The organism is Streptomyces sp. NPDC058307 (genome assembly GCF_042880295.1).
Taxonomy (GTDB): Bacteria; Actinomycetota; Actinomycetes; order Streptomycetales; family Streptomycetaceae; genus Streptomyces.
Genome location: NZ_JBHVYZ010000008.1, coordinates 38,992 through 64,081 on the forward strand (window position 1 = coordinate 38,992; position 25,090 = coordinate 64,081).

The 25,090-nt window shown below is 72.1% G+C and carries 23 protein-coding genes; 10 read left to right on the top strand and 13 right to left on the bottom strand.

The annotated features are described in order from the left end of the window. Positions 1 to 15: 15 nt before the first annotated feature. From ACFVYN_RS08510 to ACFVYN_RS08520, 3 genes are all read right to left on the bottom strand, one after another. Positions 16 to 1,482: an ABC transporter permease gene (locus ACFVYN_RS08510; protein ID WP_389994378.1), complete on the bottom strand. Its 1,467-nt coding sequence runs from the start codon at positions 1,480 to 1,482 to the stop codon at positions 16 to 18. Between the two features lie 343 nt (positions 1,483 to 1,825). After that, positions 1,826 to 2,584 (bottom strand): SDR family oxidoreductase, encoded by a 759-nt coding sequence (locus ACFVYN_RS08515; RefSeq protein ID WP_389994709.1) that lies wholly within the window; start codon positions 2,582 to 2,584, stop codon positions 1,826 to 1,828. Between the two features lie 46 nt (positions 2,585 to 2,630). Then, on the bottom strand, positions 2,631 to 3,650 hold the full coding sequence (locus tag ACFVYN_RS08520; RefSeq protein WP_389994381.1) for a Gfo/Idh/MocA family protein: 1,020 nt from the start codon (positions 3,648 to 3,650) through the stop codon (positions 2,631 to 2,633). Positions 3,651 to 3,737: 87 nt separating this feature from the next. Between ACFVYN_RS08520 and ACFVYN_RS08525 the strand changes: the two genes are divergently transcribed. From ACFVYN_RS08525 to ACFVYN_RS08545, 5 genes are all read left to right on the top strand, one after another. Continuing rightward, the gene (locus ACFVYN_RS08525; RefSeq protein ID WP_389994384.1) at positions 3,738 to 5,084 is read left to right on the top strand and encodes a multidrug effflux MFS transporter; all 1,347 of its coding nucleotides are present in this window, start codon (positions 3,738 to 3,740) and stop codon (positions 5,082 to 5,084) included. Then, positions 5,036 to 6,220, top strand: coding sequence for a serine hydrolase domain-containing protein (locus ACFVYN_RS08530; protein WP_389994387.1), 1,185 nt, complete (start codon positions 5,036 to 5,038; stop codon positions 6,218 to 6,220). The genes ACFVYN_RS08525 and ACFVYN_RS08530 overlap by 49 nt, the downstream gene beginning before the upstream one ends. 364 nt (positions 6,221 to 6,584) lie before the next feature. After that, positions 6,585 to 7,577, top strand: a complete 993-nt coding sequence (locus ACFVYN_RS08535; RefSeq protein WP_389994390.1) for a small ribosomal subunit Rsm22 family protein — start codon at positions 6,585 to 6,587, stop codon at positions 7,575 to 7,577. A 250-nt stretch (positions 7,578 to 7,827) separates the two neighbouring features. Further along, positions 7,828 to 8,487: a TetR/AcrR family transcriptional regulator gene (locus ACFVYN_RS08540; RefSeq protein ID WP_389994393.1), complete on the top strand. Its 660-nt coding sequence runs from the start codon at positions 7,828 to 7,830 to the stop codon at positions 8,485 to 8,487. 70 nt (positions 8,488 to 8,557) lie between these two features. Next, complete coding sequence (locus ACFVYN_RS08545) at positions 8,558 to 9,295, top strand: bifunctional DNA primase/polymerase (RefSeq protein WP_389994396.1); 738 nt, start codon at positions 8,558 to 8,560, stop codon at positions 9,293 to 9,295. A gap of 11 nt (positions 9,296 to 9,306) precedes the next feature. Here the strand turns inward: ACFVYN_RS08545 and ACFVYN_RS08550 are convergent, their stop codons facing one another. The 4 genes from ACFVYN_RS08550 to efeO are packed head-to-tail and all read right to left on the bottom strand — an operon-like array spanning position 9,307 to position 13,568. Beyond that, complete coding sequence (locus ACFVYN_RS08550; protein ID WP_389994398.1) at positions 9,307 to 10,314, bottom strand: hypothetical protein; 1,008 nt, start codon at positions 10,312 to 10,314, stop codon at positions 9,307 to 9,309. Next, positions 10,274 to 11,146 (bottom strand): iron uptake transporter permease EfeU, encoded by an 873-nt coding sequence (efeU, locus tag ACFVYN_RS08555; RefSeq protein WP_389994400.1) that lies wholly within the window; start codon positions 11,144 to 11,146, stop codon positions 10,274 to 10,276. Before efeU ends, ACFVYN_RS08550 begins: the two co-directional genes overlap by 41 nt. A 3-nt stretch (positions 11,147 to 11,149) precedes the next feature. Next, positions 11,150 to 12,406 carry an iron uptake transporter deferrochelatase/peroxidase subunit gene (gene efeB, locus ACFVYN_RS08560; RefSeq protein ID WP_389994402.1) on the bottom strand — a complete coding sequence of 419 codons (1,257 nt, stop codon included), beginning with the start codon at positions 12,404 to 12,406 and terminating at the stop codon, positions 11,150 to 11,152. 10 nt (positions 12,407 to 12,416) lie between these two features. Beyond that, positions 12,417 to 13,568: an iron uptake system protein EfeO gene (efeO, locus tag ACFVYN_RS08565; protein WP_389994405.1), complete on the bottom strand. Its 1,152-nt coding sequence runs from the start codon at positions 13,566 to 13,568 to the stop codon at positions 12,417 to 12,419. A gap of 157 nt (positions 13,569 to 13,725) precedes the next feature. On the opposite strand from efeO, the gene ACFVYN_RS08570 reads away from it, so the two are divergent. After that, positions 13,726 to 14,370, top strand: a complete 645-nt coding sequence (locus ACFVYN_RS08570) for a PhzF family phenazine biosynthesis protein (protein WP_389994407.1) — start codon at positions 13,726 to 13,728, stop codon at positions 14,368 to 14,370. A 286-nt stretch (positions 14,371 to 14,656) separates the two neighbouring features. Here ACFVYN_RS08570 and map read toward each other — a convergent pair whose 3' ends face one another. Continuing rightward, positions 14,657 to 15,514 (bottom strand): type I methionyl aminopeptidase, encoded by an 858-nt coding sequence (map, locus tag ACFVYN_RS08575; RefSeq protein ID WP_389994410.1) that lies wholly within the window; start codon positions 15,512 to 15,514, stop codon positions 14,657 to 14,659. 58 nt (positions 15,515 to 15,572) lie between these two features. Between map and ACFVYN_RS08580 the strand changes: the two genes are divergently transcribed. After that, positions 15,573 to 15,803: a hypothetical protein gene (locus tag ACFVYN_RS08580; RefSeq protein WP_389994413.1), complete on the top strand. Its 231-nt coding sequence runs from the start codon at positions 15,573 to 15,575 to the stop codon at positions 15,801 to 15,803. On the opposite strand, the gene ACFVYN_RS08585 is transcribed toward ACFVYN_RS08580, so the two are convergent. Together ACFVYN_RS08585 and ACFVYN_RS08590 are read right to left on the bottom strand one after the other, a co-directional pair. Continuing rightward, positions 15,804 to 17,039: an MFS transporter gene (locus ACFVYN_RS08585; protein WP_389994416.1), complete on the bottom strand. Its 1,236-nt coding sequence runs from the start codon at positions 17,037 to 17,039 to the stop codon at positions 15,804 to 15,806. It lies immediately after the preceding gene. A 13-nt stretch (positions 17,040 to 17,052) separates the two neighbouring features. Further along, the gene (locus ACFVYN_RS08590) at positions 17,053 to 17,655 is read right to left on the bottom strand and encodes a hypothetical protein (protein WP_389994419.1); all 603 of its coding nucleotides are present in this window, start codon (positions 17,653 to 17,655) and stop codon (positions 17,053 to 17,055) included. 162 nt (positions 17,656 to 17,817) lie between these two features. On the opposite strand from ACFVYN_RS08590, the gene npdG reads away from it, so the two are divergent. Next, positions 17,818 to 18,525 carry an NADPH-dependent F420 reductase gene (gene npdG, locus ACFVYN_RS08595; RefSeq protein WP_389994422.1) on the top strand — a complete coding sequence of 236 codons (708 nt, stop codon included), beginning with the start codon at positions 17,818 to 17,820 and terminating at the stop codon, positions 18,523 to 18,525. Positions 18,526 to 18,585: 60 nt separating this feature from the next. Next, positions 18,586 to 18,765: a hypothetical protein gene (locus tag ACFVYN_RS08600; protein ID WP_389994425.1), complete on the top strand. Its 180-nt coding sequence runs from the start codon at positions 18,586 to 18,588 to the stop codon at positions 18,763 to 18,765. Here the strand turns inward: ACFVYN_RS08600 and ACFVYN_RS08605 are convergent. Then, complete coding sequence (locus ACFVYN_RS08605) at positions 18,750 to 19,517, bottom strand: site-2 protease family protein (protein ID WP_389994428.1); 768 nt, start codon at positions 19,515 to 19,517, stop codon at positions 18,750 to 18,752. The genes ACFVYN_RS08600 and ACFVYN_RS08605 overlap by 16 nt on opposite strands. A 216-nt stretch (positions 19,518 to 19,733) precedes the next feature. Here ACFVYN_RS08605 and ACFVYN_RS08610 point away from each other — a divergent pair, with 216 nt between their 5' ends. Next, entirely contained in the window at positions 19,734 to 23,117 is a 3,384-nt protein-coding gene (locus tag ACFVYN_RS08610) for a BTAD domain-containing putative transcriptional regulator (RefSeq protein ID WP_389994431.1), read from the top strand. 19 nt (positions 23,118 to 23,136) lie between these two features. Here the strand turns inward: ACFVYN_RS08610 and ACFVYN_RS08615 are convergent, their stop codons facing one another. Both ACFVYN_RS08615 and ACFVYN_RS08620 read right to left on the bottom strand, forming a co-directional pair. Further along, the gene (locus ACFVYN_RS08615; RefSeq protein ID WP_389994711.1) at positions 23,137 to 23,943 is read right to left on the bottom strand and encodes an ABC transporter permease; all 807 of its coding nucleotides are present in this window, start codon (positions 23,941 to 23,943) and stop codon (positions 23,137 to 23,139) included. 56 nt (positions 23,944 to 23,999) lie between these two features. Continuing rightward, positions 24,000 to 25,025 carry an ATP-binding cassette domain-containing protein gene (locus ACFVYN_RS08620; protein WP_389994434.1) on the bottom strand — a complete coding sequence of 342 codons (1,026 nt, stop codon included), beginning with the start codon at positions 25,023 to 25,025 and terminating at the stop codon, positions 24,000 to 24,002. Positions 25,026 to 25,090: the final 65 nt, after the last annotated feature.

Consider the following 25,090-nt stretch of genomic DNA (forward strand, 5'->3'; position numbering starts at 1 on the left):
CATGCCAGGCCGCTGTTACGACACGCTGCGCAACGCGTCCGCCGGTCGCATCCGGGACGCCCGCCACCCGCCCATCGCGCCGGCGATCAGCCCGCCGGTCACCGCGAGGCCCACCGCGAGGGCGATGGTGGTCATCGAGACCGGCGCGGACAGCGCGATCTCCATGGTGTTCTGGGTGGCCTGCCGGCCGGGACCGCCGCCCCCGCCGGGGCCGCCCGCGCCGCCACCGCCGGTGTTGCCGAGCTGCGCGGTCAGCTTGGGGCTGATCGCGGTCACCGTGTACGCGGCCGCGAGGCCCAGGCCGATGCCGAGGGCGCCGCCGAGCAGGCCGTTCACGATCGACTCGCCGACGACCTGCCGGGTGACCCGGCGGCTCGGCCAGCCGAGCGCCTTCAGGGTGCCGAACTCGCGCACCCGGCGCGAGACCGCCGAGGAGGTCAGCAGCGCGGCGACCAGGAAGGCGGCGACGAGCACGGCGATGGAGAGCCACTTGCCGACGCTGGTCGCGAGGTTGGAGGCGGTGGACAGCGAGCCGGACACGGTCTCCGCGAGATCGGCGGAGGTCGTGACGGTCGTACCGGAGATGTTCTTCTGGATCGCCGCCTTGACGGAGTCGATCTGCTGCGAGTCGGTGGCCTTGACGTAGACCGTGGTGACCTGGTTCTTGGCGTCGGCCAGCGTCTGGGCCTGCTTCAGCGGCAGGTAGACGTCGGTGGTGGACTCGCTGCTGTCGGGCGTCGCGATGCCGATGATCGTGTACGTGGTGCCGGAGATCTTCAGGGTCTTGCCGACCTTGAGGGAGTTCTCCTTGGCGTACGACTTGCTGACGACCGCCAACTTCGCGTCGGTCTGTGCGGTGGTGAAGGTCTTGCCGGTGGTGATCTTGGAGCCGGCCAGCGGGCCGAGCGTCTGGTCGGTGACGTCCACGCCGGCGACAGAGTAGGAGTTCACGTCGAAGTTGGCGCCACCGCCCTGGACCCGGGGCGCCGCGGTGCTGCCACTGCTGCCGCCGCCCGGACCGCCCTGGCCGCTGTTCCCGGTGCTTCCACCGGAACTCTGCGCCTTGCCCTGGGTGAAGGAGCCGTCGACCTTGGTGACGTTCAGGGTGAGCGCGCCCACCGCGCTCGCCACGCCGCTCTGCTGGGCGACCTTGGTGACCACGCTGGACGCCAGGGCCTGACCGCCCTGGGTCGTCACGCGGTCGGAGCTCTGCGTGTCGTCGCTGTCGTTGGAGTTGGCGTCGAACTGGAAGTTCGGTCTGCCCGAACTCCCGGACGTGGGGGCCGACCTGGTCTTGGTGACGGTCATGTCGGTGCCGAGGCCGTACAGCGACTTCAGGACCTTGCCCTGAGCCTGAGTCATGCCGGCCGACACCGAGTTGACGGTGATGACCAGCGCGATACCGAGCGCCAGACCCAGAGCGATGACGAGGGCCGCCTTCTTGCGCCGGCCCAGCTCGCGCTTGAGATAGATGCCAAACATCCCGTTCCTCGAAGGTTCTTGGCGCCCGCTGTGGGCGCGCCCTCAAGGTAGGGACGCAGCATTGCGGGGCCGTGAGGAAGGGATATGCGCAGGCTAGGAAGGGATGTGCGGGAGCTGAGAATGTGCGCGGCGGCCGTCCACGGACCGGTGCGTACCTCGCGGTCCCACGCGAGATCCACCCCCACCCGGTCCATGGACGGCCGCCGCGCTCCCCCCTCGGATGCGGTCGTCGGAACGCCACTCCTCAAGTGTGAAGCTCTTGTGGAGGACGCGTGATGAGCATAAGCCGCCAACCGGCCGCAGTGGGGTGGAATATCGTATTCCGCTTGTGGTAATCCGCTGCTCAGCCACGCCCCACATACGGCATCGCCGTCGCGAGTACGGTCGCGAACTGCACGTTCGCCTCCAGTGGCAGCTCCGCCATGTGCCGCACCGTGCGCGCCACATCGGCCACGTCCATCACAGGTTCCGGTACGACCTCCCCGTTGGCCTGGAGCGCCCCGGCTCCCATGCCCGCCGTCATGTCGGTCGCCGCGTTCCCGATGTCGATCTGCCCGACGGCGATGCCGTACGCCCGCCCGTCCAGTGACAGCGACTTGGTGAGGCCGGTCAGGGCGTGCTTGGTCGCGGTGTAGGCGACGGAGTGCGGCCGGGGCGTGTGCGCCGAGATCGAGCCGTTGTTGATGATCCGCCCGCCTTGCGGGTCCTGCTCCTTCATCTGCCGGTACGCGGCCTGCGCGCACAGGAACGCCCCGTTGAGGTTGGTGTCCACCACGTGCCGCCACGCGTCGTACGGCAACTCCTCCACCGGCACCCCGCCGGGGCCGAAGGTCCCCGCGTTGTTGAACAGCAGATCCACCCGCCCGAACCGCTCCACCACGGCGGCGAACAGCGCGGCCACGTCCTCGGGCCGCGAGACGTCCGTCCGTACGGCGAGAGCGGCGCCCTCGGGCACGAGGGCCGCCGTCTCCTCCAGGGTCTCGGTCCGCCGCCCGGCCAGTGTCACCGACCAGCCCGTCCGCAGCAGTTCCAATGCGACCGCGCGCCCGATCCCGGAGCCCGCGCCGGTCACCACGGCGGTCTTCACGTTCTTGGTGTCCATGAACTTCTTGGTGTCCATGAACCCGCAGCGTAGGTGAGACAGACGCTCACGCCGGCGTGACGATCCCGGCGGCCTCTCCCGGGTAGCGCACGCCGATCCGGTCCCGTACCGCGTCCAGCGTCCGCATCACCGCGAGGGTGCCCTCCAGCGGCACCAGCGGGGACTGGGTCTCACCGGCCCGCAGCGCGCGCATCACCTCGCGGGCCTCGTGCTTGAGGCTGTTGCGGGGCCCGTCGGCGGGGTCGGCGACGAACTCCTCCGGGTCCCGCCCGTCCCGGTGCAGCACGAAACGGTCCGGGTGGAAGAAGCCGTTCGGGATGTCGATGCGGCCCAGCGAGCCGGTGACCGAGGCGATCGTGGCGGTGCCGCCGGTCAGTGAGCAGTGCACGGAGGCGAGCGCCCCGCTGTCCCAGGAGAGCAGCGCGCCCGTCTGCAGATCGACGCCCTCCTCGGAGAGCACCGCCTTCGCCGCGACGTCCGAGGGCTCCCCGAGCAGCAACTGCGCGAACGACACCGGGTACACCCCGAGGTCGAGCAGCGCGCCCCCGCCCTGCGCAGGGTCCCGCAGCCGGTGCGCGGGCGGGAAGGGTCCGGCGAGCCCGAAGTCGGCCTGCACGGTGCGGACTTCGCCGATCGCGCCGTCGTCGGCGAGGGCCTTGAGCCGCCGGACCAGCGGGTTGCAGTACATCCACATGGCCTCCATGAGGAAGCGGTCGTGCTCCTTCGCGAGCGCGACCAGTTCCTCGGCCTCCCGCGCGTTCAGCGTGAACGCCTTCTCGCACAGGACATTGCGTCCGGCGCTCAGACACAGCCCGGCGGCCGCCCGGTGTGCCGCGTGCGGGGTGGCGACGTACACGACATCGATGTCCGCGTCCTCGGCCAGGGCACCCCACTCGCCGTACGCCCGCTCGATCCCGAACCGCTCCGCGAACGCCTTCGCCGAGACCTCGGACCGGGAGGCCACCGCGACCACCTCCGCGTCCGGCAGATCCACCAGGTCCGCGGTGAACGCCGCCGCGATCCCGCCCGTCGCCAGAATCCCCCAGCGCACCCTCTGCTCCGTCATCCCGGCTCCACCCTCGCTCACGTGACCCTCGCCACCCTGTACGAGCTGAGAGCATAGGTGTCGGACCACATGGAGAGGGAGGGGCGCATGCCCGAGCAGGGGCACCTTGAGCAGCGGGGGCACGTCGGGAGGGCGGACGTACCGAAGGCGGAACCAGCCGCGTCCGCCGTGCGCCCGGCGGACGTACCGAAGGCGGAACCACCGGCGGCCGCCGTGCGCCGCACCGGTCTGCTCGTCACCCTGCTCCTCGGCGGCCTCACCGCCACGCCTCCGCTGGCGATGGACATGTACCTGCCCTCGCTGCCGCAGGTCACCGACTCCCTGCACGCGCCCGCCGCCACCGTCCAGCTCACCCTCACCGCCTGTCTGCTCGGCATGGCGCTCGGGCAGCTGGTGGTCGGCCCGATGAGCGACCGCTGGGGCCGTCGCCGTCCGCTGCTCGCCGGTCTCCTCGCGTACGTCGTCGCCACCGCGCTGTGCGCCGTCGCGCCGACCGTGGAGTTCCTGGTGGGGTTCCGGCTGGTGCAGGGGCTCGCGGGCGCCGCGGGCATAGTGATCGCCCGGGCCGTGGTCCGGGACCTGTACGACGGCGTGGCGATGGCCCGGTTCTTCTCCACCCTCATGCTGATCGGCGGGGTCGCGCCGATCGTGGCGCCGCTGATGGGCGGGCAGATCCTGCGGGTGACGGACTGGCGGGGCGTGTTCGTGGTCCTCACGGTCATCGGGGCGCTGCTCGCCGGCCTGGTGTGGACGAGGCTGCCCGAGACCCTCCCGGCGGCCGAGCGGCACACCGGCGGCGTCGTCGAGGCCCTGCACTCCATGCGCCGCCTCCTCGCCGACCTGCCGTTCGCCGGCTACATGCTCACCGGTGGCTTCGCCTTCGCCGCGCTGTTCGCCTACATCTCGGCGTCCCCGTTCGTGATCCAGGAGATCTACGGTGCCTCCCCGCAGACGTTCAGCCTGCTGTTCGGCGTGAACTCGGTCGGCCTTGTCGTGGTCGGCCAGATCAACGGCAAGGTGCTGGTGGGCCGGGTCAGTCTGGAGCGGGTCCTGGGCGTGGGTCTGCTGACCGTGACGGCGGCGGCCACGGCCCTGCTGCTGATGACGACCGGGGTCTTCGGCGAGGTGGGCCTGTTCCCCGTCGCCGCTGGCCTCTTCGTCCTGATGTCCGCGATGGGTGTGGCCCTGCCCAACGCCCAGTCACTCGCGCTCCTGCGCACCAAGCACTCCGCGGGTTCCGCGTCCGCCCTGCTCGGCACGTCCTCCTTCCTGATCGGCGCGATCGCCTCGCCGCTGGTAGGAATGGCCGGAGAGGGCACTGCGGTCCCGATGGCGGTCGTCCAGCTGGCGGCCGCACTGGTAGCGCTGCTGTGTTTCATGACAATGTGCCGTCCTTGGAACACGCGTGCGACTGCGGAGGGAGCGGAGAACTGAGCGCACCGAGACTGCGCACCGACACACCGGAGCGGGCGGGGCTCGACCCCGGGGAGCTCAGGCATCTCGTCCGGGACTTCCACGCGCTCACCACCGGCGAACGCCCCTGGGCTCCCGGCGCCGTCCTGGTCGCGGGGCGCGGCCCGGTGATCGCCGTGGAGGAGGCGTCGGGCTGGGCCGTCCGTTACGCGTCCTACGACCCCGAGGCCGACGCGGGCGTGGAGCTGCCCCCGGAGGCACGCGTACCCGTCCGGGTGGACACCCCCTTCGACCTGGCGTCCCTCACCAAGCTGTTCACTGCCGTGGCGGTGGTGCAGCAGATCGAGCGGGGCACGCTGGGCATCGACGCGCGGGTGGGCGCGTACCTTCCCGACTTCACTGCGGCCGCGACGCACTCCGTCACGGTCCGTGAGCTACTCACCCACACCTCGGGACTGCGCCCCGAACTCCCGCTCCACGACTGCGACGACGACGAGGACCGCCTGAACCTCCTCCGCGCAGAGCCGCCCATCGGAGTTCCCGGCACCTACACCTACTCCGACCTCAACCCGCTCCTCCTCCAGCACGTCCTCGAACGCATCACCGGCCGCTCCCTCGACGTCCTCGTCCACGAGGGCATCACCCGCCCCCTCGGCATGACGTCCACCCGCTTCGGCCCCTGCCCCGGGGCGGCGGCCACGGAGGACCAGCGCCGGCCGTGGGCCAAGGCGGACCGGGGGATGCTGCGGGGCGTGGTCCACGACGAGAACGCGTGGGCGCTGGGCGGGGTGGCGGGCCACGCGGGCCTCTTCTCGACCGGGCGCGACCTCGCGATCTTCTGCCGGACCCTGCTGGCGGGCGGCGCGTACGGCCCCGCCCGCATCCTCGGCCCGGACTTCGTGGAGCTGCTGCTGACGCCGCCCGGGCTGGGGTTCGCCATCGACCAGAAGTGGTTCATGGGGGAGCTGGCGGGGCGCGGAGCGGCGGGCCACACGGGCTTCACGGGCACGTCCCTGGTCCTGGACCCGGCGACCGACACCTTCGTGGTGCTCCTGGCCAACACCGTGCACCCGAGAAGACGCCCACCGGACAACCGGCCGCGGGCGGAGGCGGCGACGAGGGTGGCGCGGGCGGTGCGGGGCGCGGGGGCGTCCTGACCCCGGCCGACGAGACCCGCCGTACCGCCGGGTCGTTCGTGGTGTCACTCGGTGTCCGCCGCGTGCCTCCCGGCTGAGGGGCGCGCGGGCTGTCAGGAGCTCGCGGGGTGGCCCGCGGGGGGTGGGGGTAGGGAGACCGTGGAGTCATGCCCGTACCGCCGGGCCGTCCGTGGTGTCACCCGGTGGCTGGCGCCGTGGCTCCCGCGGTGGTCAGGGGGACGCGGGCTTGCCGCCCGGGTGGGGGCGTGACGTGGCTTCGCCTTCCGGTGCCGGTCCAGGTGTCGCCGGCCCGTCCGGCGCTCGGCGGCGGGGGGCGAGAAGCCGCGAGGTCCGCCCCCGCACCGGCCGCCCATAGAATCGCCGGGTGACCGCCCCCGCACCCCCGGCCGAGGCCCTGCGCACCGCCCTCGCCACGCTTCTCGACGGCCTCCCCCCGAAGCGGGCCGCCCAGGCGGTGGACCGCCTGATCGCCAGCTACCGCGGAGCCACCCCCACCGACGCCCCCATCCTCCGCGACCGCGCGGACGTGGCCGCCTACGCCGCCTACCGCATGCCCGCCACCTTCGAGGCGGTCCACGCGGCCCTGGAGGCACTCGCCGAGGCCGTCCCCGACTGGAGTCCCGCCGGCCACACCGACGTCGGCGGCGGCACCGGCGCCGCGACCTGGGCCGTCGCCGCCACCTGGCCGGGCGACCGGGCGGTCACCGTTCTCGACTGGTCCGAGCCCGCGCTCGCCCTCGGCCGCGAGATCGCCGCAGCCAACCCGGCCCTGAGGGACGCCCGCTGGCAGCGCGCCAGGATCGGCCAGGACCTCGCGCTGCCCGCGACGGACCTGGTCACCGTCTCGTACGTCCTCAACGAACTCACCCCGGCCGACCGCACCGCCCTCGTGGACACCGCGGCGGCGTCGGCACAGACGGTCGTGATCGTCGAGGCCGGGACCCCTGCCGGGTACGCCCGCGTCATCGAGGCCCGCGACCGTCTCGTCGCCGCAGGTTTCCGCGTCGCCGCGCCCTGCCCCCACAGCGCCGCCTGCCCGATCGCCCCCGGCGAGGACTGGTGCCACTTCTCGGCACGCGTCAGCCGCTCCTCCCTCCACCGCCAGGTCAAGGGGGGCTCCCTGCCGTACGAGGACGAGAAGTTCAGCTACGTCGCCGCGACCCGGCTCCCCGCCACCCCTGCGGCCTCCCGGGTGATCCGGCGCCCCCAGATCCGCAAGGGCCAGGTCCTCCTCGACCTCTGCGAACCGGACGAGCAGTTGACCCGCCGCACGGTCACCAAGCGCCACGGCGACCTGTACAAGGCGGCGAGGGACGCGGCGTGGGGCGACGAATGGCCCCCGCCGGACAGGCCGTAGCCCCGGTCCGCGGAGGCCCCGTCACCCGGACGCCTCCCCGGCCGCGTCCCGCTTCTCCCGGAGTTTCCGCAACACTCACGCTTGAGCGCCTGCGGGTCCCGCGCGCCGCCGAACCGCCCGTCACGGTCGCCGCCGCCCAGGGCCTGGGTCTTACGGCCGATGTCGTGGCGCGTACCGCCGACTCGTCCCGCTGGATACCTCCCGTCCTCCGGCGAGACGCACCGTCTTGCCAGCCTGGTAAGTTCGCCCCATGGCCACCCACAACTCCCAGCAGCCGAACTCCCAGCAGCCGAACTCCAAGCAGCCCGCCCCCGACACCGCCCGCCGCAGCGAGCGGTCCCGCCGCGCCATCTACGACGCCGCCCTGGACCTCGTCGCCGAGGTCGGCTACCCGAAGACCACGATCGAGGGGATTGCCGCCCGCGCCGGTGTCGGCAAGCAGACGATCTACCGCTGGTGGTCCTCGAAGGCGGAGGTGCTGATGGAGGCGTTCCTCGACCTGGGCGAACAGGCGGCACGGGACGCCGGTCCCGAGGCGGCGTACGCCATCCCGGACACCGGTGACCTCGCCGCCGACCTCAAGGCCGTACTGCGGCTCACCGTGGACCAGCTCAAGGACCCCCGCTTCGAGGCCCCCTCCCGCGCCCTGGCCGCCGAGGGCGTCGTCAACGAGGACGTCGGCCGGGCCTTCATGGCCAAGCTCCTCGAACCGTCGCTCCAGCTCTACGTCGACCGGGTGCGCGCCGCCCAGCAGGCCGGCCAGGTGCGCCCCGAGATCGACCCGCGCATCGCCCTCGAACTCTGGGTCTCCCCCCTCGCCCAGCGCTGGCTCCAGCACACCGGTCCGATCAACTACGACTACACCGACACCCTCGTCGACTACGCCCTCCACGGCATCGCACCCCGCTGAGCCCCCGGAGCAGAGGAAGATGGGACAATAGGGCATGCTGTTCCGCACGACAGCGAGGCGAGGGTGGTAGATGAGCGCGGAGTCGGGGGGCCGGACCGGCCTGCAGGGCAAACTCTCCCAGTGGCTGCGCGGACGCCGGCCGAAGGAGGCCGACGCCGGGGACGAAGGCGGTCGTGAGGCCCTGCTGCTGGCCGCCGCCTCCGTGGGACTCCCGCTCGCGCCCGCCGCGCACCCCGCCCCCGGATACCGGTGTTCCTGCGACCGGGTCGGCTGTCCCACGCCCGCCCGTCACCCCGTGTCCTTCGCCTGGCAGACCCAGTCGACCACCGACCGCGCGCAGATCGAGCGCTGGGCCCGGAATCAGCCGCAGGCCAACTTCATCACCGCGACCGGCATGGTCCACGACGTCCTCGACGTCCCCCTGGAGGCCGGCCGGGAGGCCCTGGAGCGGCTCCTGGCCTCCGGCATCGAGGTCGGCCCGGTCGCCGAGAGCGACGACGGCCGGCTCCTCTTCTTCACCCTCACCCGCGGCACCCCCGAGGACGAGGACGAGTGGTGGCCGTGCGAACTGGACTGCCACCCCGAGACGGCCGAGGAACACCCCGGACTGCGCTGGCATTGCCGTGGCTCCTACGTCCTCGTACCGCCCGCCCGGCTGCCGGGCGGCCAGACCGTGTACTGGGTCCGCGGCCTCGAACACCCGCTGCCCGACCCGCTGAGCCTCCTGGAAGTCCTCACCGACGTCTGCGCCCGCCACGTGGGCGAGGAGCCGGACCACGCGAACACGGCCTGGCCCCTGCGCCGGTAGCGCCCCGAGAGCTAAGAGCCCTGCGCGGACGTCAGGCCCTGGATCCGCCCGAGCACGTCGACCTGCCGGCCGCCGCCCGCGCCCTTCGGCGGGTCGAGCGCCACCTCGTTGGAGACGAACTCCATCATCAGTGACTGCTTGATCTCACCGGTCGTCAGGGCGAGCACGGCGGTGCCGGGACTGGGTACCGACGTACCGGAGTGGGCGGTCTCCTTCACGTAGTGGTGCGTGGCGAAGAACACCAGCGCCCCGCCGTCCTTCGTGCGCAACGCCAGCGGCGCGTACGCGCCGTTCGCCAGCGGCTCGTCGATGTACTGGGTGGCAAGGCCCGGCCTGATGGCGTCCTTCGCCCGGTCCGCCCGCCACACGCTGGTGTGCGTGCCGTCCGCGAAGACGTCGTCCGCGCCGCTCTTCAGATAGCCCGCGTAGTCCTTGCTGAGCTCCCCGGGCACGGCGGCCAGACCGGCCGAGTTGGCCGGAACCGCCTCGGCCCAGCCGTCCGCGTCCTTCTGGAACTCCGGCACCTTGCCCTCGGCCACCAGCGTCAGATACGCCACCTGGAACGGCTCGTTCAGGCCGTCGCGGGTGAACACCAGCAGCCAGCGCGCGGTGCCGCCCTTGTTGCCGGCCGCGTCGGCGACGAACCAGCGCGGCCAGCCCGCCTTCTTCGGGATGGTGTACGTCACGTCCGACAGCTTCAGCGGAGTGTGCGAGGCGTTCCCGCTCGGGCTGTTGGCCTTGCCGGCCTTCAGCCGCGCCGCGTCGATGGCGCCGAGCGCGCCGGTGACATGGGCGGCGTCCAGCGAGCTGTCGTACGCCTTGTCCGCCGCGTTGTACGCGTTCGTGAACTGCTGGAGCGCCTTGGCGGCCTCCGCCCTGGTGGTCGCGGGAAGCACCTCCCGCTCGCCGTGCACCACCACGCATCCGCTCGCCGTCATCGACAAAACGGTCACAGAGGCTGCTATCAGTGCGCTCCGGTCAAGCCTGCGGAGCCTTCGAGGGCCGCGATCCCTGCTCATCAGGTGCCTTCACCTTCCCCTTCCCGGAGGCGAACCCTACCGGGGCGAGGAACAGCGCGAGCGTCGGGATCAAGTACAGCAGCCACACCGTGACCTGAAGGACGGTCGGGTCCGGCTGGAAGTTGAACACGCCCTTGAGGAGCGTGCCGTACCAGCTGTCCGGCGGGATGGTGTCGCTGATGTCGAAGGCCCTGTTGTTCAGGCCGGGCAGCCAGTCGGCCTCCTGGAGATCGTGGAAGCCGTACGCCAGCACACCGGCGGCCACGACGACCAGCATCCCGCCGGTCCAGGTGAAGAACCTGGCGAGGTTGATGCGCAGGGCGCCCCGGTAGAACAGCCAGCCGAGGAACACCGCTGTGGCCAGGCCCAGGGCGACGCCGATCAGCGGGCGCGGAGTGCCGTCGCCGGCCGCGTGCACCGACGCCCACACGAACAGGGCGGTCTCCAGGCCCTCCCGGCCCACCGCGAGGAACGCGGTGGCGACCAGGGCGGCGGTGCCCATCTGCAGGGCGGCGTCCAGCTTGCCGTGCAGCTCGGACTTCAGATGCCGGGCGGTGCGCCGCATCCAGAAGACCATCCACGTCACCAGGCCGACCGCGAGCACCGACAGGGAACCGCCGAGCGCCTCCTGCGCCTCGAACGTCAGCTCCTGCGAGCCGAATTCGAGCGCGCACCCGAAACCGAGGGCGAGCGCGATCGCGACGCCGATGCCGGTCCAGATGGGCCGCAGGGCGTCCCGGCGGCCCGTCTTGACCAGGTAGGCGATGAGGATGCAGACGACCAGGCTGGCTTCCAGCCCCTCGCGCAGACCGATCAGGTAGTTGGAGAACACAGGTCAGGCCTCCTCGGAGAACAGCGTGCTGCCCCACCAGTCGTCCTTGTCACGGACGCCGGGCGGGACGGCGAAGACCGCTGAACCCACGTGCTGGATGTACTCGTTGAGCGCGTCGGTGGACAGATGCCGCTGGATCCGGATGAAGCCCTCGCGGACGTCCTTCTGGTACGCCAGGAAGAACAGCCCCGCGTCCAGCCGGCCCAGCCCGTCCGTGCCGTCGGTGAAGGAGTAGCCGCGGCGCAGGATCGTCGCCCCGCCGTTGGAGTCGGGGTGCGCGAGCCGGACGTGCGCGTCGGGCTTCATCGCGGGCAGGAACGGCTTGTCGCGTTCCTTCGCCCTGCCGACCGGGGCGCCCTCACCCTTGTCGCGGCCGAAGACGTCCTCCTGCTCCTGCAGCGAGGTGCGGTCCCAGGTCTCGATGTGCATGCGGATACGGCGGGCCACGAGGTAGGAGCCGCCGTCCATCCACGGGGCGTCCTTGGCGTCCTTGGAGTCCACCCACACGAACTTCTTCAGACGGTCCGTCTCGGTGCCCGCGATGTTGCGGGTGCCGTCCTTGAAGCCCATGAGATTGCGCGGGGTCTGCGCGTCGGGCGTGGTGGACGAGGTCTTGCCGAAGCCGAGCTGCGACCAGCGGATGACGACCTTGCCGAAGCCGATCCGGGCGAGGTTGCGGATCGCGTGCACGGCGACCTGCGGGTCGTCCGCGCAGGCCTGGATGCACAGATCGCCGCCGCTGCGGGTCTTGTCCAGGTTGTCCCCGGCGAACTGGGGGAGATCGACGAGCGCCTCGGGCCGCTGCTCGGCGAGGCCGAACTTCCCGAACAGGGACGGCCCGAAGCCGATCGTCAGCGTCAGCCGCGACGGCTTGAGCCCGAGCGCCTCACCGGTGTCGTCCGGCGGCGCCTCGGCGAGACCGCCGTACGCGCCCTCCCCGACGGCCTTCCCCTCGGTCATCCGCCGGGCCGCGGCCGTCCAGTCCTTGAGCATCTGCACGAACTCGGCGCGGTCGTCGGTCGTCACGTCGAACGCGGCGAAGTGCAGCCGGTCCTGCACGGGCGTGGCGATACCGGCCTGGTGGGTGCCGTGGAACTCGACGGCGGAGCCGGTCTCGGCGGCGGTGGGGGAGATGTCGTCCCCGGTACGGGTCATCGCGACCGCGCCCCCGGCCGCGGCGGCACCGAGCGCGAGCCCGGCCCCGCCCCAGCCGATGAGCGCGCGGCGCGAGGGAGCCTGGGTGTTCTCTGTGTCCGTCATGGCCCCTGCCTCAGGAGGACTTGGTGACGACGGCGGCGGCGAGCTTGGACAGCGGCTCCGCGAGCGCGTTCACAGCGTCCGACAGCTGCTTGCGATCGCCGGCGCCGACCTTGTCGTACGAGGTGAAGTCGTACGACGTCTTGTCCGCGCGGTACTTGTCAAGCAGCGTGTTCAGCGCCGCGAACTGCTTGTCGAGCTCGGTGACCAGGGCCGCGTTGTTCTCCTTGGCGACCGGCTTCAGCAGCTCGTACGACTTCTCGGCGCCCTCGACGTTGCCCTTGAAGTCGACGAGGTCGGTGTGCGAGTAGCGCTCCTCCTCGCCGGTGACCTTGCCGGTGGCGACCTCGTCGAGGAGCTCCTTGGCACCGTTGGCCATGGAGGTCGGGGTGATGTCCGCCTTGCCTACCCGGTTCTGCCAGTCGGTGAGGTCGGTGATCAGCCGGTCGGCGAGCGTCTTGTCCTCGGCGGTGATCTTCTTGTCCTGCCAGAGGGACTTCTCCAGCCGGTGCCAGCCGGTCCACTTCTGCCCGTCCTCGAGGCCGTCGGCCCGTACGTCGACCTTCGGGTCGATGTCCCCGAAGGACTCGGCGACCGGCTCGGTGCGCTCCCAGCCGATGCGGGAGGGGGCGTACGCCTTCCTGGCGGCCTCCAGGTCGCCCGCCTTGACCGCGGCGGCGAAGGTCTTCGCGAGCGGGAGGGTGGCGTCGGCCTGCTCCTGCGCGTACTTGCGGTACGCGGCGACGGCCGTGTCCAGCCGCGGGTCGCGCTTGGCGGCGGTCCCGCCGGTGGCCTTGACCTCCTGGCGGATGCCGTCGCCCTTCATACCGGGCTTGCAGGCGATCGTGTAGTCGCCGGCCTTCACCTCGGCGGTGACCTTCTGCCTGGTGCCCGGGCCGATGTTCTCGCGCTCGGTGACGATCCGGTCGTCCGGGAACAGGACGTAGACCTCGGTGACCTTGGAGCCCTTGTTCTCGATCGCGAGCTCCACGTGGCCGGCCGGGAACTCCTTCTTGGAGATCTCGCACTTGCTGTCCGTGGCGGTCACGTCGATCACGCGGTCACTGTCGCCGGAGCCGGAGCTCGCTTTCTCCGTGCACCCCGTGACGGCGGTCAGGGCCGCCACGGCGGTGGCGGTGACGACGGACAGTCTGACGGCGCGCATACGAGCTCCTGAGGGTTGGATAGGCTCGCCTAACTTATCTGAGCCTTAGCTATCTATGGCCCAAAGCAATCACCAAGTCAAGGTCAAGGGAGGCTCAAAGGCTCAGCTTCGGGGTCACGTGGAGGCGCGGGACCTGCGCGGATGCTTCAATTCCCCCGTGAGTGACTACGACGTGCTGCGCGTCTTCTGTGCGCCGAACGGCGGCTACGGCAATGAGCTGGGCGTCGTCCGCGAGGGATCCGCGATGCCGGACCCGGACGAGCGGCAGGCGTTCGCCGCGAAGCTCGGGTTCAGTGAGACGGTGTTCGTCGACGATCCCGAGCGGGGCGTCATCGACATCTACACCCCGTCCGTACGGCTGGCCTTCGCCGGGTACCCGTGTGTCGGGGCCGCCTGGCTGCTCGACGTGCCCGAACTCGTCACGCCCGCCGGGGTCGTCGGTACCCGGCTCGACGGGGAGTTCAGCTGGATCGAGGCGCGGGCCGAGTGGGCGGCGCCGCGGACCTTCCGGCAGTACGCCACCGCCGCCGAGGTGGACGACCTGGCCGTCCCGCCCGCGGGGGACTGGATCTACGCCTGGGCCTGGGAGGACGAGGCCGCCGGGCGGATCCGGGCCCGTGGCTTCCCCGGCCGGGGCGACGGTGTCGAGGAGGACGAGGCCACCGGCGCCGCGGCCCTCCAGCTCACCGCCGAACTGGGCCGCGCCCTGAACATCGTCCAGGGCGCCGGCTCCCAACTCCTCACGGCTCCACAGCCGGGCGGCTGGGTGGAGGTGGGAGGCCGGGTCTTCCTGGAGCGCTGAGGCTCCCGCGGCCGGCGGCGACTTCCCGCCGAGTGCCCGGAACACCCCGTTGTCCAGGGCGAACGACGGAGCGGTCCTCGCCGTGATGCGCGAGCCGCTGCTTCGGGCGAGGACGGGGTCGCAGTGGGTCTTCGGGCGGGGGCAGATCGAGGCGCCTCAACGTCACCACGCCCGCTGATGGCGCGGACCGCGCGACCCCGGTCACCCGCGCCTACCGGTTCGCGCCACCGGGTCCGACGCGTCGTACGCGAACCACCGCTGCTCGGTCGGCAACCCCGGAACAGGACTACGGCAGCGTCAGGATCTCCGCCCCCGTCTCCGTCACCACCAGCGTGTGCTCGAACTGGGCCGTCCGCTTGCGGTCCTTCGTGACGACCGTCCACCCGTCGTCCCACATGTCGTACTCGTGCGTCCCCAGCGTCAGCATCGGCTCGATCGTGAACGTCATGCCGGGCTGGATGACCGTCGTCGCGTGCGGGCTGTCGTAGTGCGGGACGATCAGGCCGCTGTGGAAGGAGGAGTTGATGCCGTGGCCCGTGAAGTCGCGGACGACTCCGTAGCCGAAGCGCTTGGCGTACGACTCGATCACCCGGCCGATGATGTTGATCTGGCGTCCCGGCCTGACCGCCTTGATCGCGCGGGCCAGGGACTCCCGGGTCCGCTCGACCAGCAGCCGGCTCTCCTCGTCGACGTCCCCCACCAGGTACGTCGCGTTGTTGTCGCCGTGCACCCCGCCGATGTACGCCGTCACGTCGAGGTTGATGATGTCGCCGTCCCGCAGCACGGTGGAGTCCGGAATGCCGTGGCAGATCACCTCGTTGAGGCTGGTGCACAGGGACTTGGGGAAACCCCGGTAGCCGAGCGTCGACGGGTAGGCGCCGTGGTCGCACATGTACTCGTGCGCCACCTTGTCCAGTTCGTCGGTGGTCACCCCGGGAGCGATCAGCTTCGCGGCCTCCGCCATCGCCCGGGCCGCGATACGGCCGGCGATCCGCATCGCCTCGATCGTCTCCGGGGTCTGCACCTCCGGCCCCGTGTACGGCGTCGGCGCGGGCTTGCCGACGTACTCGGGGCGACGGATGTTTCCGGGCACGGAACGGATGGGGGACAGTTCCCCGGGCACGAGCAGCGACTGGCCAGACATGCGGACGAGTCTATCCAGCGGCGATGGGGGAACATGTCCCTGGCGAGAGGAGCAGGTCATGCCCTTGTTCAAGAAGCGCGCGGTCGGCAAGCCGGGCGAGTGGTACTACTGCCTGGAGCACAAGAAGGTCGAGGAAGGGCCCGAGTGCCCGGCCAAGGACCGCTTCGGGCCGTACGCGAGCCGCAAGGAGGCCGAGCAGGCCATGGCGACGGCCCGCGAGCGCAACGTCGAGTGGGAGAACGACCCCAAGTGGCACGACGCCCCGGCGGGGGGCCGCGAGGACGACTGATCACACCTGGGCCGCGGTCCTCCGGTCCCTGACCCGGGCCGCGTGCTCGTCGGTGCGGGCGTCGTACGTCATCAGCTTCGGCAGGCCCAGGGCCAGCAGGCCCACCGCACCCACGCACAGCACCCCGCCCGACCAGACGGACGTCCGCACGCCCCACCACGCGGCGAAACCGCCGCTGCGGACCTGGCCGACCGTCGGGCCCACGGAGTACGACAGCAGTTCGATCCCGGCGAGCCGCCCGCGCAGCTCGTCCGGGATCGTCTGGTTCCACATGATCCTCCGGAAGATCCCGCTGACCATGTCGCAGCCCCCGGCCACGGTCAGGAACAACAGCACCAGCCAGACGTTGCCCATGGTCCCGGCCGCCGCGATCGCCAGGCCCCAGAGGGCGGCCGACAGCACCACCATCCGCCCGTGCCGGTGGATCCGCGCGGTCCAGCCGCTGACCAGGCTCACCAGCAGCGCGCCCAGCGGGACGCTCGCGTACTCCCCCAGTGCCTTAAAGGCCTGGGGGGGACCCCCATGGCCCAGCGACCACTCGGCGTCCAGGTCGTCCGCGAGGAACGGCAGCACGGCCAGCGGCATCGCCAGGAACATCGCGGCGAGGTCGACGGCGTAGGTACCGAGGAGTTCCTTGCGGCTCCAGGCGTACCGCGCGCCCTCCGCGATGGCCCTCAGCGACGGCCTGGCCGCTTCGTGGGAGGCGGGGGAGGCCGCGATCCGCACCACCAGGGCCACCGAGACGGCGAAGGTCAGCAGGTCCGCGCCGTACGCCCAGCCGAGGCCCGCGTAGGCCACCACCACGCCTGCCGGCGCCGGGCCCGCGACCCCGCCGACCGTCCAGCGGAAGGAGTTCAGCGAGGCCGCCGCCGGCAGGTGCTCGTGGGCCACGATCCGGGGCCACAGGGAGTCGAGCGCGGGACGCTGCACCGAGACCAGGGCGGAGGACAGGGCGGCGACGACGTACAGCGGCCAGACGGCGGGGTGCGGGAGCAGCGCGTTGAGCAGCAGGGCAGCGCTCAGCAGGCCCTGCCCGGCCTCGGTCCACACGATCAGCTTCCGCTTGTCCCAGGCGTCGGCGAGCGCGCCGCCGTACAGGCCGAAGACGAGGAGCGGGATCAGCTCCACCGCGCCGATCGCGCCCACAGCCGCCGCCGAGTCCGTCAGGTCCTTCAGCTGCACGGGCAGTGCCACGAAGGTCAGGAAGGAGCCGAAGTTCGAGATCAGCCCCGGCAACTGCTTTTCGCGGCTACCAGCGGGCCGGAGGCGGCGCCGTCAGCTGGTCGGCCAGTCGCGACAGCCGGTCCCGGAACCGGCGCCGGCCCCTGGGCGCGGGGACGGCGTTCTCCCCGGCCGCCGCGCTCACCAGGTGCTGCACGGTGTCCAGATCGAGGTCCGTGCCCTCCGGCACGGCCAGCGACTCGTGGGCCATCGCGGCGAGTTCACCCTCGCCGGGGCCGAGGGAGAGGACCGTAGCGCCGGCCCGCCGGGCGTCGTGGACCTGCGCCAGGAGCGGGGCGCCAGGCCGCTCCGGGGACACCACCAGCAGGGTCTCGCCGCGCCGGGCCGCCGCGAGCCGGCCGGGACCAACCGACAGGTGCGCGGGGTCGGAGGGGCGCGCGTCGTGGCGTACGAGAGTGGGGGCCAGCTCCGGTGTGCCCGACCAGGCGGCCTCGTCGACCAGGTGGGCCGCCAGATGCCACGGCTCGTACTCCGGCGTGCCGACCAGGAGCAGCCCGCCGCCGTGCGAGACCACCGACCCGCGCAGCACGCCCGCGAAGCGCCGCGTGGCTCCCAGCCACTCGGTCCCGGCGAGCACTTCACGCAGCAGCGCGACCCGTACGGCGTCCATGGGGCCGCATCCTGCCGCAACCGGACGTGCGGCACCGGCGGTTCACCCCGGATTCGCCCGAACCGGGCAGAGCGACACCGAGGACGACGGATCACCTTCGGGCCGGTGCCCGTGACCCGGGTCACCGGCCGGGGCGAGCGGGGCGGACGTAAAGTCGGGCCCATGACCTCTACCGACAGTGCTGCACAGAAGGCTCCCGCCAAGGACCCCTGGGACCTTCCCGACGTCTCCGGGCTCGTCGTCGGCGTGCTCGGCGGGACCGGGCCGCAGGGCAAGGGCCTCGCCTACCGGCTCGCCCGCGCCGGGCAGAAGGTGATCATCGGCTCACGCGCCGCCGACCGCGCCCAGGCCGCCGCCGAGGAACTCGGGCACGGGGTCGAGGGCGCCGACAATGCCGAGACCGCGCGCCGCAGCGACATCGTGATCGTCGCCGTGCCGTGGGACGGCCACGGCAAGACCCTGGAGTCGCTGCGCGAGGAACTCGCCGGCAAGCTCGTCGTCGACTGCGTCAACCCGCTCGGCTTCGACAAGAAGGGCGCCTACGCGCTGAAGCCGGAGGAGGGCAGCGCGGCGGAACAGGCGGCGGCCCTGCTCCCGGACTCCCGGGTCACCGCCGCCTTCCACCATCTGTCGGCCGTGCTGCTCCAGGACCCGGAGGTCGAGGAGATCGACACCGACGTCATGGTGCTCGGCGAGGAGCGGGCCGACGTGGAGATCGTGCAGGCCCTGGCCGGCCGTATCCCCGGCATGCGCGGCATCTTCGCGGGCCGGCTGCGCAACGCCCACCAGGTGGAGTCGCTGGTCGCCAACCTGATCTCGGTCAACCGGCGGTACAAGGCGCACGCGGGGCTGCGGGTCACGGACGTGTGAGCCGATGGGGGACACTGGACGCCGTAGCGCAGCAGTGTCCCCCGACAGGAGCCCGATCCCATGCCCCGCCTCGCCCTCTACGCCCTCGCCGTCTGCCTGCTCGCCGTCGCGGCGGCGGTCGTGTCCTTCGTCCAGGGCAGCTGGCTGGGGATCGTATGGGTGCTGCTGGCGGGGCTGTCGTCCAACATGTGCTGGTACTACGTCAAGCGCGGCAGGGTCGACGCCTACCAGAAGCGGTAGAGGCTCCAGCCGAACGACGCCTCCAGGTCGCTGACCCCGAGTCCGTTCAGGACCGTGTGGACCAGGTCGAAGAACACGCTGTTGACCTGCGGCACCCACAGCAGCGCGAAGACGAACAGCAGGCCGAAGGGGGCGAAGGGCTCGATCTGGCGCTTGACCTCGTGCGAGAGCCAGGGCTCGATGACGCCGTAGCCGTCCAGTCCCGGGACCGGCAGGAAGTTCAGGAGCGCGGCGGAGACCTGGAGCAGGGCGAGGAAGGCCAGCGCGTAGCGGAACGCCGACGGGACGCCGTCGAGCGCGTCCAGCCAGAACGGGGCCGTGCAGACGATCGCGAACAGGACGTTCGTCAGGGGGCCCGCCGCCGAGATCAGGCTGTGCCGCCAGCGGCCGCGGATCCGGTCGCGTTCGATGAACACCGCGCCGCCGGGCAGGCCGATGCCGCCCATGATCACGAAGATGACGGGGAGCACGATGCTGAGCAGCGCGTGGGTATAGGCGAGCGGGTTGAGGCTCAGGTAGCCCTTGCTGCCCACGGTGATGTCGCCGCTGTGCAGTGCGGTGCGGGCGTGGGCGTACTCGTGCAGACAGAGGGACACGATCCAGGCGCCGGTCACGAACAGGAAGACCGCGACGCCGGGCTTCTCGGCGAATCCGGTCCAGGTGGCCCAGCCCGTCACCGCCGTCACGGCGCAGATCCCGAGGAAGACGGGGCTGACCCGCCGGTCACTGTGGCGGGTGGTGACGGTGGTCATGGGGCTCCCTGGACTGGACATGCGCGCGGTGGGACTGCCCGACGGTGCCGGGCACAGGTGAGAACGTCTCGGGGCGGGGCGGAGGTTCCAGGGAGGGTGGCGGATCGGGGCCCGCACCCGCCGGAGGCCACCACCCGCCGGACGACCCGACCCGCCCGGCTTCTGCGACACCCCGCTGAAGAAACCCCGTGACCCGCCTCGATCTCACCGGAGACAATGGACCCCGTGCGCTATCGCATCCTCGGCACCACCCAGGCACTCCGTCCCGACGGTACGTCCGTCCCCGTCGGCGGCACGCGGCTGCGCGCGCTGCTGACCGTGCTCGCTCTGCGGCCCGGCCGTACCGTCCCGGTCAGCATCCTCGTGGACGAGGTGTGGGGTGACGACCCCCCGGCCGACGCCACCGGCGCACTGCAGGCGCTGGTCGGGCGGCTCAGGCGGGCGCTCGGGGCGGACGCGGTCGCCTCGGTGGAGGGCGGCGGCTACCGGCTGACGGCGGGACCGGACGACATCGACCTGCACCGTTTCGAGCGGCTCGCCGGTGACGGCATGCGGGCGCTGGCCGACGGTGATCCCGCGAAGGCGGCCGTGGTCCTGGACGACGCCCTCGCGCTGTGGCGGGGCCCGGCACTGGCCGATCTGCCCGACCGTACGGCCGAGGCGGCGCGTGCGCAGGCCCGCCGGCTGGACGCCCTGCGCGCCCGTCACAGCGCCGCGCTCGCGCTCGGCCAAGCCGACCAGTCCCTGCCCGAACTGACCGCCCTGTGCGACACCCACCCCCTCGACGAGCCCCTCCAGGCCCTGCGCCTGCGCGCCCTGCGCGACACGGGCCGCACGGCGGAGGCGCTGGCCGCGTACGAGTCCGTACGACAGCTCCTCGCGGACCGGTTGGGAGCGGACCCGGGGGCCGAACTGCGGGCGCTGCACGGGGAGTTACTGCGACCGGAGACGACCCGCGAGGACCGGGGGACCGCTGGGACCGCTGGGACCGGTGTGGGTGAGCCGGTTCGCGGCGCCGACGGTGGCGCCCGCACGAACGCCCCGGCCGCGACGCACGCGGGCGCACCCTCGCCCCCCGGCAACCTCCGCGCCCGTCTCACCTCCTTCGTCGGCCGGGAAGCCGACATCGAGGCGATCCGCGGAGACCTCGCCGGCGCGCGGCTGGTCACGCTGCTCGGGCCGGGCGGGGCCGGGAAGACCCGGCTCTCGCAGGAGGCCGCCGAGGCCGTGGGGGGCGTGGTGCGGGACGGGGTGTGGCTGGCCGAGCTCGCGCCGGTCGACGATCCGGACGCCGTCCCCGAGGCCGTGCTCACCGCCGTCGGCGCCCGCGAGACCGTGCTGTACGGCGCCGGTGCCGAGGCGATGCGCGCCGCCGGGAGCGAGCGGCTCGACGACCCGGTCGAGCGGCTCGCCGAGCACTGCGGCCGGCGCAGCATGCTGCTGATCCTCGACAACTGCGAGCACGTGGTCGACGCGGCCGCCCGGCTGACGGAGACGCTCCTCGAACGCTGTCCGGGGCAGACCGTCCTCGCCACCAGCCGTGAACCCCTCGGCGTGCCGGGGGAGTTGCTGCGACCCGTGGAGCCGCTGCCGGAGCCGGTCGCGCTGCGGCTGCTCGCCGACCGGGGTGCCGCCGCCCGGCCCGGCTTCCGGGTCGACGCCGACGAGGAGACCGCGGCGGCCTGCGCCGAGATCTGCCGGCGCCTCGACGGGCTGCCCCTCGGCATCGAGCTCGCCGCCGCCCGGCTGCGGATGCTGACCGCACGTCAGATCGCCGACCGGCTCGACGACCGCTTCCGGCTGCTGACCTCCGGCAGCCGTACCGTGCTGCCCCGCCAGCAGACCCTGCGGGCCGTCGTCGACTGGTCCTGGGACCTGCTCGACGAGGAGGAACGGGACGTCCTGCGGCGGCTGTCGGTGTTCGCCGGCGGGTGCGACCTGGCCGCCGCCGAGGCCGTGTGCGGTCCCGCCGCGCTGGACGCGCTCGGCTCGCTCGTCGACAAGTCCCTCGTGGTCGCGGCGCCTTCCTCCGGGCAGGGGGACGGCGAGATGCGCTACCGGCTCCTGGAGACCGTCGCCGAGTACGCCGGCGAGCGCCTCGACGAGGTGGACGGCCTGCGCGCCGACGCCGAGCGCGCGCATCTGACGTACTACCGTGAACTCGCCCGCACCACCGACCCGTTGCTGCGCGGCCCCTGCCAACTCGCCGCGATCGAGCGGCTGGAGCGCGAGTACGAGAACCTCCGTACCGCCCTGCGCCGGGCCGTGGCCGACCGCGACGAGCAGGAAGGGCTGTGCCTGGTCCTGTCCCTCGCCTGGTACTGGCAGATGCGCGACCTGCGCATCGAGGCCCGCAACTGGTCCCGCGACGTCCAGGGCCTGGGCCCTGACCCGTTCACCGAGCCGGTCCGCCCGGCCACGCCGGTGTCGGAGCGCTGCACGGACACCCCGCCGCCGTGGACCGGGGAGGTCCTGGAGGAGGCCCGGCGCGGTGCCCATCTCGTCCATCTCGCCTGCATGGACACCGAGTTGGACGCCTGGCAGACCCAGCCCACGCAGGCGAAGCTGCGGTCCATCGCCGCCACCTACGAGCCCGGCATGACGCAGACCTGCCGGATACCGGGCTCCCTGTGGATCTTCGCCATCATGCTCACCGGGGACATGGACCGGCTGCGGGACGTCATCACGGCGACCGTCGACACCTGCCGGACCACCCCGGGTTACGACTGGGAGCTCGCCGCGGCCCTGCAGTGGCGGGCCAACCTGCTCGCCAACCGCTCGGACTGGGCCGGCGACGCGATCCAGGACGCCGAGGAGGCGCTGGAGCTCTACGAGCGGATCGGCGACGTGTGGGGCACCGCCGAGGCGCTCTCCGCGCGCGCCGAGGCCCATGAACGCAAGGGTGAATGGCACGAGGCCGCGGCCGACTACGAGCGGGCGATCGAGCGGGCCGAACAGCTCGGCGCCCGCGCCCAGAAGTCCGTGCTCAACGCCCGGCTGGGCAGCGCGCTGCTGGAGACGGGGGAGGCCGAGCGCGGCGAATCCCTGCTGCGTGAGGTGATCGCCGACCAGGACGGCGCCCGCAACGAGGCGATGCCCGCGGCCCGGATGTTCCTCGCCGGCCGGCTCGGCCTGACCGGCCGCATTCCCGAGGCGCGCGAGGAACTCCGGCTGCTGCGCCAGCAGTTCGGCATCGCCCACTTCGTCATCTTCGACGCCTTCATCCTCGGCTCGGAGGCCTGGCTGGAGGCCATGGACGGCTGCTACGAGAAGTGTCTGGTCCTGACTCGCCGGGCGCTGGAGAAGTCCGAGGACCCGCTGGCCCTGTCCATCGCCCCGCAGATGCGCACCATGTACCTGCACACCGCCGGGCTCGCCCTCGCCGGGGCCGACAGCGGCGCCCGCGCCCGCGACGGAGCCCGCTGTCTCCGGGCGGGGGACGCGCTGCTGCCGCCCGGTCACGCCCCGACGACCGTCGAGCGCATCGTGCGCGGCAGGGCCGAGCGGGAACTGCGCGCGGTGCTGGGCGACGCGGCCTACGAGTCGGCGTACGCGGAGGGCGACGGCCTCTCCCCGCAGGAGGCCGCCGCCCTGGTGTGACGCGCACCGGCGCCGTACTTCAGTTCTTCGTGCGGAACTTGTGGATGGCGTACGGTGCCGCCACCGCCGTGATCGCCGCGGACCAGCCGAGCGTCACCCACAGGTCGTGGGCGACCGGGCCGCCCACCATCAGACCGCGGGCCGCGTCGGCGAGCGTGGACAGCGGGTTGTAGTCGGTGAAGTGCTGGAGCCAGCCCGGCATCGAGTTCGTCGGCGCGAAGATCGACGAGCCGAACTGGAGCGGGAACAGCACCAGGAAGCCCATCGCCTGCACGGACTGGGCGTTCTTCAGGATCACGCCGAGGGTGAGGAACACCCACATGATCGAGGAGGCGAACACGGCGGACAGACCGACCGCCGCGAACAGACCGCCCCAGTGGTGGATGTCGAAACCGACCAGGACGGCGACGATCATCAGCACGGTGGTCGCGAACAGCATCCGCAGCAGCTCCACCGAGACCTTCGCGAACAGCACGGATCCGCGCCCGATGGGCAGGGACCGGAAGCGGTCCATGACACCGGAGTTGAAGTCCTGGCTGAAGCCGGTGCCGACGCCCTGGGACAGGGTCATGCTCATCATCGCGATCATGCCCGGGATGACGTACTGGACGTAGCCGTCCTGTCCGCCGCCCAGGGCCTGCCCGATCGAGCCGCCGAAGACGTAGACGAACAGCAGGGTGAAGACGACCGGCATCAGGATGGCGTCGAACATCGACTCCGGGTCCTGCCGGATCCACAGCAGGTTGCGGCGGACCAGGGCACCGGTGTGGCGCAGGTGGCCGCGCAGCGGGATCCGGGCGTCGGCGTCGATCGTGGTGGCGGTCATCGAAGGGGTGGCGCGAAGCGCCTCGTTGAGGGTGGTGGTGGGCGACGGGCGGGAGCTCATACGGCGACCTCCTCGCGGGTGTCGGTGGGGACGGTGTCCTGCGGGGCACTGGCACGGTGGCCGGTGAGGGACAGGAACACCTCGTCCAGGCTGGGCAGTTCGGTGGTGATGGAGGAGAGGGTGATGCCGCGCGCGGTGACCGCGCCGACCACGGCGGTCAGCTGCTCGTCGCTGAGGATCGGGACGACGAGGGCGCCGCTGTCGGTGTCCACGGTGCTGGTGGCCAGGCCGGTGATGCCGAGCTCGTCGATCCACCCGGCGAGCGGCTGCAGCTGCAGCGGATCGACGGGCCGTACCCGCAGCGAGCGGCCGCCGACCTTCGCCTTGAGCTCCTCGGTGGCACCCTCGGCGATGACCTTGCCGTGGTCCACGACGGTCAGCTCGGAGGCGAGCTGCTCGGCCTCCTCCATGTACTGCGTGGTCAGCAGGACGGTCACGCCCTCCCCGACCATCCGCTTGACCTCGTCCCACACCTCGTTGCGGGTGCGCGGGTCGAGACCGGTGGTCGGCTCGTCCAGGAAGAGCACCTGGGGCCGGCCGATCATCGAGGCGGCGAGGTCGAGGCGGCGCCGCATACCGCCGGAGTAGGTGTTCGCCGGCCGCTTCGCGGCGTCCGTGAGCGAGAACCGCTCCAGCAGCTCGTCGGCCCGGCTGCGGGCCTCCTTGCGGGGCAGGTCGAGCAGCCGCCCGATCATGTACAGGTTCTCCCAGCCGGGCAGCTTCTCGTCCACCGAGGCGTACTGTCCGGTGAGCCCGATGACCCGCCGCAGCTGCCGGGGCTGCCGTACGGCGTCGTAACCGGCGACCGTGGCCTGTCCGGCGTCCGGGGTGAGGAGGGTGGACAGAATGCGGACGAGGGTGGTCTTGCCAGCGCCGTTCGGCCCGAGGACACCCCTCACGGTGCCCTCGCGCACGTCCAGGTCGACGCCGTCCAGCGCCTTGGTCTCGCCGTAGTGCTTGACCAGCCCCCGCACGGAAACGGCGGAGTCCCCGCTCTTGGGGTTCTTGTCGATTCGCGTCATACCGAGGACGGTGCCAGCCCGCACCGACAAACCACCGACAGGCCGCCTACACCGGCCGACAGGTC